General features: G+C 68.1%; 6 protein-coding genes. 3 read left to right on the top strand and 3 right to left on the bottom strand.

The window, feature by feature from the left end; all coding sequences use genetic code 11:
• Nucleotides 1-141: 141 nt before the first annotated feature.
• Entirely contained in the window at nucleotides 142-480 is a 339-nt protein-coding gene (locus ACFWI9_RS24525; protein ID WP_387165195.1) for a VOC family protein, read from the bottom strand.
• Between the two features lie 479 nt (nucleotides 481-959).
• On the opposite strand from ACFWI9_RS24525, the gene ACFWI9_RS24520 reads away from it, so the two are divergent.
• The 3 genes from ACFWI9_RS24520 (at nucleotide 960) to ACFWI9_RS24510 (ending at nucleotide 3,743) form a co-directional block, all read left to right on the top strand.
• Nucleotides 960-2,879, top strand: coding sequence for a propionyl-CoA synthetase (locus ACFWI9_RS24520; protein ID WP_387165194.1), 1,920 nt, complete (start codon nucleotides 960-962; stop codon nucleotides 2,877-2,879).
• Between the two features lie 133 nt (nucleotides 2,880-3,012).
• A complete protein-coding gene (locus ACFWI9_RS24515; protein WP_387165192.1) occupies nucleotides 3,013-3,174 on the top strand; it encodes a hydrophobic protein in 162 nt (53 codons plus the stop codon).
• A gap of 197 nt (nucleotides 3,175-3,371) precedes the next feature.
• The gene (locus ACFWI9_RS24510) at nucleotides 3,372-3,743 is read left to right on the top strand and encodes a PRC-barrel domain-containing protein (RefSeq protein ID WP_387165190.1); all 372 of its coding nucleotides are present in this window, start codon (nucleotides 3,372-3,374) and stop codon (nucleotides 3,741-3,743) included.
• Between the two features lie 51 nt (nucleotides 3,744-3,794).
• On the opposite strand, the gene ACFWI9_RS24505 is transcribed toward ACFWI9_RS24510, so the two are convergent.
• Together ACFWI9_RS24505 and ACFWI9_RS24500 are read right to left on the bottom strand one after the other, a co-directional pair.
• On the bottom strand, nucleotides 3,795-4,241 hold the full coding sequence (locus ACFWI9_RS24505; protein ID WP_387165188.1) for an ATP-binding protein: 447 nt from the start codon (nucleotides 4,239-4,241) through the stop codon (nucleotides 3,795-3,797).
• A 219-nt stretch (nucleotides 4,242-4,460) separates the two neighbouring features.
• On the bottom strand, nucleotides 4,461-4,607 hold the full coding sequence (locus ACFWI9_RS24500; RefSeq protein WP_387165186.1) for a hypothetical protein: 147 nt from the start codon (nucleotides 4,605-4,607) through the stop codon (nucleotides 4,461-4,463).
• Nucleotides 4,608-5,259: the final 652 nt, after the last annotated feature.

The following is a 5,259-nucleotide window of genomic DNA, read 5'->3' as shown; positions in this document are numbered from 1 at the left end:
CGTCTACCCGCTGCGGGGGGGGCGTTCGTGCGACGGCCGCGCGCCCGCGGGGCCGGTGGAGCTTAGCCGGGGCCCCAAATCGGCACCCAGGGAAACGACCACCGCATCCGCGCCTGCCGCAGACGCGGTCTCCCCCACCGGTCAGCCTGCCACGCAGAATTCGTTTCCATCGGGGTCCTGCAAGACTGTCCACGTCAGGGGGCCGATCGAGTGCTCTTCGGAGGCGGAGGCCCCCAGGGCGACCAGCCGGTCCACCTCGGCATGCCGGTCCTGCGTGTGGAAGTCCACGTGGACCCGGTTCTTGGCCTGCCGGGACTCGGCGACCCGCTGGAAGCCGAGTGCCAGTGGTGTCGCGGCGACGATGACGAACTCGCCGTCGAAGTCCTGGGCGATCTTCGTGTCCAGGGCCTTGGCCCACCATGCGGCGAGGACGCGGGGTTCGGTGCAGTCGATAGTGATCATCTTCGGATCCAGAGTCATGCGGTACACACTAGGCTTGCCGTCCACAACACGGGCTCTGCCCCCAGTGGAGCAGGTGCGGAGTCGAAGCGATCACCGATGCGCAACCCGCAGGTGGTGTTGGTGGTGTTGTCGCGCACGGCGACGGCGTCGGTCGACGAACGGCCTGTCAAGGCGGACTTGATGTCTGCCGCGAGCTTCGTCGCGAGCCCGGCCTTGTCGGAAGTGCACGTCACCTCGGGTGTCGCGGCGGAGGCAGGCGTAGCCACGATCGCTGTCGGCAGGAGAGCCCCACGGCGAGGGCGGCGCCGAGGGCGCCGCGTCCGCGGGGGTGGGATATGAGCGCGTGAGTCATATATCGAAAGACTCGCCGAACAGAGGAAAACTGTACGAGCGGTATGGCCGGAACATCGCGGCCCAGGGGAACCCGCAGGGCACCAGACCCGTGTGTGAGTGTGGGAAGACGATCAAGCGGTACGTGTCACGGATATGGATCATCGATGCGGGCCGGCAGACCGGACGACAAGGAGTACGACGTGCCACGCTACGAGGACGCGTATCGCGACAGTCTCGGCAACCCCGAGAAGTTCTGGCTACGGGCTGCGGAAGCCATCGACTGGGAGCGGTGGCCCACCCGGGCGCTGGACGCCTCGAGGCCGCCCTTCTACCACTGGTTCCCCGGTGGAAGGCTCAACACCTGCCACAACGCCCTCGACCGGCATATCGCCGCCGGCAACGGCGACCGCACCGCCCTGATCTACGACTCCGCCTACAGCGGGGAGCGGACGTCCTTCACATACGCTGAGCTCCGGGACGAGGTGGCCCGGTTCGCGGGAGCCCTGCGAGGCCTGGGAGTAGGTGCGGGGGACCGCGTGGTGGTCTACCTTCCGATGGTGCCGCAGGCTGCCATCGCGATGCTGGCCTGCGCCCGCCTCGGCGCCGTGCACTCCGTGGTGTTCGGTGGCTTCGCCCCCCGGGAACTGGCCGCCCGCATCGACGACGCCCGCCCCAAGGTGGTGCTGTCGGCTTCCTGCGGAATCGAACCCGGCCGCATCGTGGAGTACAAGCCGATCGTCGACGAGGCGCTGCGACTCTCCGACCACCGGCCCGAGTCCGTGGTGATCCTGCAACGCGAACAGGCACATGCGGACCTCGGTGAAGGCGACCTGGACTGGGACACGCTGACCGCCGGCGCCGAACCGGCCGACTGCGTACCCGTCGGCGCCGACGACCCCCTCTACATCCTCTACACCTCGGGGACGACCGGTCGCCCCAAGGGAGTCGTCCGTGACAACGGGGGCCATGCCGTCGCCCTGGCCTGGTCGATGTCCGCGATCTACGACATCGGTCCCGGCGACGTGTGGTGGACGGCCTCGGACGTCGGGTGGGTCGTCGGCCACTCGTACATCGTCTACGCACCCCTGCTGGTGGGCGCCACCACGGTGCTCTACGAGGGCAAGCCCGTCGGCACCCCGGACGCCTCGGCGTTCTGGCGGGTCATCGCCGAGCATGGGGTGAAGGCCCTGTTCACCGCCCCCACCGCACTGCGTGCGGTGAAGAAGGTGGATCCCCGGGCCGAGCTCCTCGCCGCCCACGACCTGAGTGGATTCCGTACGCTCTTCCTGGCCGGCGAGCGCCTCGACCCCGAGACGTACCAGTGGGCCACCGACACCCTCGGTGTCCCGGTCGTCGACCACTGGTGGCAGACCGAGACCGGTTGGCCGGTGGCCGCCAATCTCCGTGGCCTGGAACCGATGCCGATCAAACCAGGCTCTCCCACGGTTCCCGTCCCCGGCTACGACATCCGCATCCTCGACGATTCGGGCGCGGAGCTGCCCCGCGGCAGCGAGGGCGCGATCTGCGTCAGGCTGCCGCTGCCGCCCGGCACACTTCTGACGCTCTGGGGCGACGACCAGCGCTATGCCGACTCCTACCTCTCGCGCTTCGACGGCTACTACCTCAGCGGTGACGGCGGATACATGGACGAGGACGGTTATCTGTTCGTCATGGGGCGCATGGACGACGTCATCAACGTGGCCGGCCACCGTCTGTCCACCGGCTCCATGGAAGCCGTCCTCGCCTCCCACCCCGCTGTAGCCGAGTGCGCCGTGATCGGAGTGGCGGACCGGCTCAAGGGCCAGGTCCCCCGCGGGCTCGTCGTCCTCAAAGCCGGAATCGACACCGATCCGGCGCAACTGCGGACCGAACTCGTCGCGGCTGTGAGGTCCGAGATCGGCCCGGTCGCCTCCTTCAAGGAAGTCGACATCGTCTCCGCGCTGCCCAAGACCCGCTCCGGGAAGATCCTCCGCAAGTACATGAGGTCCATGGCCGAGGGCCGCGAAGAGCCCGTTCCGTCGACGATCGAGGACCCCACCGTCTTGGACGCCCTGCGACCGGTGCTGCGGCCCGAAGGCGGGTGATACGCGTGGCGTGGGGCGTGCCACCTCGAAACGCCCCGCCGCAGAGACTCTCCGAGCCGGGTCAATGAAGTTCGGCAGCGGTTGGCGTGAATACGGAAGCAGGGGGCATACGGAATTCCGGAGGTGGGAAATCATGGTTCCCTTGCTTCTCGTTCTGCTTCTGATCCTGCTGCTTTTCGGGGCGGGATTTGCGCTGGAGATCCTTTGGTGGATCGCGATCGCCGTGCTGGTGCTCTGGCTGATCGGATTCGTCGCTCGCCCCAAGGGCGGCAGCAGCCGCTGGTACCGCTGGTAGCAGTTACGTACACCTGCGCGCCGGAGTACTTCCGCGCCGAGTCGGGCGAGTACGGCGAAGGAATCGCATGCGCCGCATTGACCGAAGCGAAGAAGTCGGAACGTGACGTGCGGGCGGATGAGCCGCCGCAGAGACGTTCGAATGCCTGGCCGCGGCGGAGGGCCGCCCCGGCGTGACGTTCCAGAAAGGAATTCAGCATGACTGAGCACGTGTGGAGCTACAAGTCGACGGCGGGCCACTTGGCTGGCACGGACCTGCGGGGGTACAAGGTCGAGGCGGTCGACGGCAGTATCGGCAAGGTGGACAAGCACTCCGACGAGGTCGCCGACGCCTACCTGGTGGTGGACACCGGTCCGTGGATCTTCGGTAAGGAAGTGCTGCTGCCGGCGAGCACGGTGAGCCGTGTCGATGTGGATGAGCGGAAGATCTACGTCGACAGGACCAGGGATCAGATCAAGGACGCCCCGGAGTTCTACCGCGACAAGCACCTGGGTGACGCGGACTACCATGAACAGCTGGGTTCCTATTACGGGTTGGGCGGGCCCTTGGGCGGTGGGCGCATCCTCTGAGCGGCACGGGAGGCCCGGCGACCGACAGGGTCGCCGGGCCGCCGCCCTTGATCAGGGTTGGGTGTCGCGGAGGGCGATCCGGGCGGAGACCCGTTTGCCCACCGCCTGCCGCTCGACGTCGAGCATCTGGGTGACGGCCTTGACGATCTCCAGGCCGTGCCGGCCGATGCGGCTCGGGTCGGTGGTCCGCGCCGCCGGGGCGTTCGGGTCGCTGTCCCACACCACGACTTCGATCGCGGTCTCCGTGATTCCCAACTCCATCAGCACTGGACCCGGCGCGTATTTGCAGGCGTTGGTGACCAACTCGCTCACGACCAGCCGGGTCAGTTCCGTAGCGCGAGAGGACACTTCCAAGCCTTGCTCCGCCCGGGCCCGAGCGAGGAACTCTCCCGCGTGGTCACGGGCCTCGGCGATACATCCGGTGTCCCCGCCGAATGCGTAGCCTGCCTGTCGCAGCGTAGGACAGCCCTCGCCGCCGGCCTGCGGCTCCTTCAGCATCGTCCTTCGGTCCTCGACTTTCCGCTGTGGTGGTACACCAGCCGTCGCATGCGTGCGCACGAGCGTGGAGCGTACTCTCTGGGGCGAATGCCGAAGGACGACATGGGCTCACGGCCGAGGTGTCCCGCCCGGCTGCGGCCCTGCCTGCTCAGGGCGTGCTCCTGAGTACATCGGTTTTCCTATGTTCATACGCCCTTATGCCCGTACGCGCCTTCTGCGTCACCGGCGTCCGCGCAGTCGGCTGAACAGGCTGCGGGCCTGGGCACGCCTGCGCGGGTCGGACGCGGCGCGCTTCGCCGACGACAGGGCGCGGCGGCCCTGCGGGCTTTGAGTGAACTGCTTGAGCCGTGACATCAATCCGGGCATTGCTCCTCCTTCGACGTTTCCTCTCCGCATACCCGGTGCCACTCGAACGATGTCCGCGCAGCGCCATCCGCCGCCACGTGGTCGGGGCGACGGTTCGGGGCCTGATGCTGCACGACGCGGCTCCTCAGCCCCGCTCGCCTTGTGCAAAGCATCCATCCGATACCGTCGTCCCCCATAGCCGGGCAAAACGTGCTGGCAGTGCAAAGGAGGGCAAGTCGTGATCGGCGAGCCAGGGGCACCGCAGGGCCCGAAAGCACCGCGCATCTGAAGAGGAGCCATGGCCGTACGGAGGAAGGCGTCCGCCACCGCACACCCGCAGGTGCGATTCGCCGGGGCGCTCGCGGTGTCGATCGCCATGATCGCACCGACGATGGCTGTAGCACTCAACGGAGTTGGCGCCGCCCAGACGGTCGGCAGAGCGGTACCGATCGCCTTCCTGCTGGCCACCGCGGGTGTCGGTGGCGGAGCCACCTGGCCGCTTCATCCCCTGTGCGGCGGCGGCCTGGCTCACGCTCGGTCTGCTGGCCATCGCGTTCCGGCCCGACCAGGTCACGGCCTCCGGAATCCGTCTCATGCACCGGTCACGGGAGCACCGGGCATGGACGGACCCCGCTGCCGGCGCTCCTGCCCGAGGGCACCCCGACCCGTGAGC

This window comes from Streptomyces sp. NPDC127084, assembly GCF_042724175.1.
Taxonomy (GTDB): domain Bacteria; phylum Actinomycetota; class Actinomycetes; order Streptomycetales; family Streptomycetaceae; genus Streptomyces.
Note: the sequence above shows the minus strand (reverse complement) of the source record. Positions and strands in the feature narration are given on the sequence as shown.

What these genes read in the sequence shown, in the direction of transcription:
- ACFWI9_RS24515 (WP_387165192.1), top strand. Translation starts at nt 3,013, where the DNA reads ATGGTTCCCTTGCTTCTCGTTCTGCTTCTGATCCTGCTGCTTTTCGGG.
- ACFWI9_RS24520 (WP_387165194.1), top strand. Translation starts at nt 960, where the DNA reads ATGCGGGCCGGCAGACCGGACGACAAGGAGTACGACGTGCCACGCTAC.
- ACFWI9_RS24500 (WP_387165186.1), bottom strand. Translation starts at nt 4,607, where the DNA reads ATGCCCGGATTGATGTCACGGCTCAAGCAGTTCACTCAAAGCCCGCAG.
- ACFWI9_RS24505 (WP_387165188.1), bottom strand. Translation starts at nt 4,241, where the DNA reads ATGCTGAAGGAGCCGCAGGCCGGCGGCGAGGGCTGTCCTACGCTGCGA.
- ACFWI9_RS24510 (WP_387165190.1), top strand. Translation starts at nt 3,372, where the DNA reads ATGACTGAGCACGTGTGGAGCTACAAGTCGACGGCGGGCCACTTGGCT.
- ACFWI9_RS24525 (WP_387165195.1), bottom strand. Translation starts at nt 480, where the DNA reads ATGACTCTGGATCCGAAGATGATCACTATCGACTGCACCGAACCCCGC.